Raw genomic sequence first — 3,577 nt, 5'->3', positions numbered from 1 at the left:
TCGCTTTTAAAAAAATTTTTTTTGAAGAATAAATCGGAGGTGACTGCTATGTGTCTAACTGAATATGATGAGGAGAAGACTAAAGCCAGTTGGGAAGATTTTGGTAGAGAAAAGGGCCGGGCTGAAGGTCGGGCCGAGGGTCTGGCTGAGGGTGAAGCCAAGGGCAGAGCTGAGGGCGAAGCTAAGGGCAGAGAAAAAGGTAGAGCTGAAGGCAGGGCTGAAGGTGAAGCCAAAGGCAGAGCTGAAGGCAGGGCTGAAGGTGAAGCCAAAGGCAGGGCTGAAGGCCAAATTGAAGGTCAGATTAAACTCGCAACAAAATTAATTGAAACCGGGAAATTATCATTAGAAGAAGCTGCTTCTTTTGTTAATATGTCTGTTGATGAATTTATTGCTTCTGCCAAGCGTTTTGGAATAAAATTAAAGTAAAAGAGGATTATTAAATCCTCGCCTCTTTGTTATATATAATTACTATTTTATTAGAATTAAATCTAAAATTAGATTTAGGGTTATTCTAGTTCTTATAACAGGGGTGCATAAGTATCACCGTAAGTGATAATGAATCTGGTACATGGAAGATAACCAACGGAGATGGTACTCGTGCCTATTGCAACTATAGTATACATAGTACATAATATAATAATAGCTTATGGTAGGGCTTTGGCGTTACCATGGGCTATTTTAAACAATTATAAAATCAAATTATGGAAGAATTATGTTTGTAATTTTTTTAAAAAACCGGTAATTTAATTTTACCATTTATAAGCACTATCTATAGTCAAAAAAGATTTGCAAATTTTTTGTAGAAATAATATAATCAAAGATGAGCAAATTAATTTTGGAGGTAAATGGTATGGACTTTAACGAACAATTAAAAATAATAAAAAAAGGAACGGAAGAGATATTATCAGAATTAGAGTTAGAAGAGAAACTAAAAAAAGCACAAGAAGAAGGAAAGCAACTTATAATAAAACTTGGTTTAGATCCAACAGCTCCAGATATACATTTAGGACATACTGTTGTTTTAAGGAAGCTTAAGGCATTTCAGGATTTAGGACATAAGATAATAATAATAATAGGCGATTATACAGGAATGATAGGAGACCCAACAGGTAGATCAGAGGCTAGGAAGCAGTTAACTAGAGAAGAAGTATTAAGGAATGCTGAGACATATAAGAAGCAAATTTTTAAGGTATTAGATCCAGAGAAAACACAAGTTAAATTCAATAGCGAATGGTTAGCTGTTATGACGTTTCGTGATGTCATAAATCTTTCAGCAAAATATACAGTTGCTCGTATGCTAGAAAGGGAAGATTTTAAGAAAAGGTACACAAGTGGATTACCAATAGCGGTGCATGAATTTTTCTATCCATTGATGCAAGGATATGATTCAGTTGCAATAGATGCGGATGTTGAGTTAGGGGGAACAGATCAGAAATTCAATATACTAATGGGTAGGACACTTCAAAAGGAATATGGAAAGAAGTCAGTTCAGATAGGTATGCTTATGCCAATTTTAGAGGGTACTGATGGTGTGAAAAAGATGAGTAAGAGTGTGGGGAACTATATAGGAATAAACGAGGCGCCAGAGGAGATGTACGGTAAGACTATGTCAATACCAGATGAACTTATAATAAGATATTTTGAGCTTGTTACTGATGTACATCCAGATGAAATAGAGAAAATGAAGATGGACATGGCAAGAGATCTAGTAAATCCAAGAGATTTGAAGATGGCATTAGCGAGAGAGATAGTAAAGTTATATCATAGTGAAGAGGCGGCAAAGAAGGCAGAAGAGAATTTTAAATCTGTTTTCCAAAAAGGACAATTGCCAGATGAAATTCCAGAAGTTTTAGTGGATGGAAGAGAGCTAGAAAATGGGGGAATATGGCTAGCCAAGCTTTTGGTGTTAGCTAAGTTATCTCCTTCAACAAGTGAAGCAAGACGAAGCATAATGCAGGGTGCAGTTAAGGTGAATGAAGAGAAAGTTACAGATGTTGGATTAAATATAAAAGTGAAAGATGGAGATATTATACAAGTAGGGAAGAGGAAAATAGCAAAGATAAAATTATAAAAAGAGGAAGAGTGAGTATGCTTGTACGAAATGGAAGTACTATCTTTAGAATAATATGTGCAGTAGTTTTGGCTATTGTGGCTAGTAGGTTTGATTTTGGATATAACATATCGCTTTGGATATATGTGGTAGCGTATCTTATTGCAGGGGTTAATGTTGTAAAAAAGTCACTTTTTGATATACTTAAGGGAGAGTTTTTTGATGAGAATTTTCTAATGCTTGTAGCGACAATTGGTGCATTTGTTACACAGCAGTATATGGAAGCTATTTTGGTTATGATTATATATGAGATAGGTGAGATATTGCAGGATGAAGCAGTTGATGATTCTAAAAAAGCAATAAAAGACCTAATAGATCAAAGGCCTAGGTATGTTAGTGTGCAGAATGATGGTATGGTTACAAAGGCTAAGCCAGAGAACGTTACTTTAGGTGAGGTTATTGTGGTAGCAGCTGGAGAGAGTATATCGTTGGACGGAGTTATAGTTAAGGGGCATGGAAATATTGATTTTTCTTCTTTAACAGGAGAGTCGGTACCGAAGTACTTAAAAGAAGGAGATATGGTATATAGTGGAGGAATCAGTAAAGATGGGACCATATTTGTAAAAGTTACAAAGACTTATAGTGAGTCGACCATGTCTAAGATGCTTAAATTTATAGAAGATGCGGATAATCAGAAGTCCAAGACAGAGCGATTTATGACTAAGTTTTCTAAGAGGTATACACCTGTTGTTATGGGGATGGCGTTTTTGTTTGTGATGTTGGCAAAATACATACCATTTATGGAGAGAGTTAAGCGTGCATGTATGTTTTTGGTAATAGCGTGTCCGTGTGCGCTTGTGTTGTCGTTACCACTTTGTTTTTTCTATGGAATGGGCCTTTGCTCTAAATGTGGAGTTTTGGTTAAAGGTGGAGTTTTTATAGAGATGTTGTCGAATATAGGAAGAATCATGTTTGATAAGACGGGGACGTTGACGAGAGGTGAGTTTGAGGTTGTAAGCGTGAATGCGTTGGTTAAGCAAGATGTCCTAAAGATTGCGGCCCACTGTGAAGCTAGTAGCAATCATCCTGTTGCTGGAGCGATAAAGAGAGCATATGGTGAGGATATAGATTATGAGGTTTTGAGTGATTCAAGGGAGATTGCTGGAAGGGGTACTAGTTGTTTATTTGAAGGCAAAACAGTTTTTGTTGGAAGTAGTAGGTTTATGGAGGAGAATAATATATTGGTTCCTGATGAAGTTAAGGGTGTAGGAGCTATATATGTAGCATATGATGGGGAGTATGTTGGGAATATAATTGTGGCGGATGAAATTAAGAAAGAAGCGAAAGATATGATACAAGATTTAAAGAGAGGTAATATAAAAGTATCAATGATTACAGGAGACAATAAGGATGTGGCTATCAGTGTAGCAAATGAGCTTGAGATAGAAGACGTGGCGTATGAGGTGTTTCCGGAGGATAAGGCAAGTATAGTAAAAGAGCGAATGCAGAGTGAGAGTGTGGCATTTG

Annotated in this window: 3 protein-coding genes; all 3 read left to right on the top strand. The window is 36.5% G+C overall.

Going from position 1 to position 3,577, the window contains the following annotated elements:
* The coding region (locus J6Y29_03750) for a hypothetical protein (GenBank protein MBP5426988.1) at positions 1-426 on the top strand (426 nt) is incomplete at its 5' end.
* Between the two features lie 424 nt (positions 427-850).
* Positions 851-2,071: a tyrosine--tRNA ligase gene (locus tag J6Y29_03745; GenBank protein ID MBP5426987.1), complete on the top strand. Its 1,221-nt coding sequence runs from the start codon at positions 851-853 to the stop codon at positions 2,069-2,071.
* Between the two features lie 17 nt (positions 2,072-2,088).
* Positions 2,089-3,577: cadmium-translocating P-type ATPase (cadA, locus tag J6Y29_03740; GenBank protein ID MBP5426986.1), on the top strand; the 1,489-nt coding region annotated here is incomplete at its 3' end.

The sequence above is a fragment of the Clostridiales bacterium genome (genome assembly GCA_017961515.1).
Classification (GTDB): domain Bacteria; phylum Bacillota; class Clostridia; order Acetivibrionales; family RGIG10202; genus RGIG10202.
This window is presented reverse-complemented; position numbering and strand designations above follow the sequence as displayed.

Coding starts and splice junctions, on each gene's coding strand:
- J6Y29_03745 (MBP5426987.1), top strand. CDS start 851: ATGGACTTTAACGAACAATTAAAAATAATAAAAAAAGGAACGGAAGAG.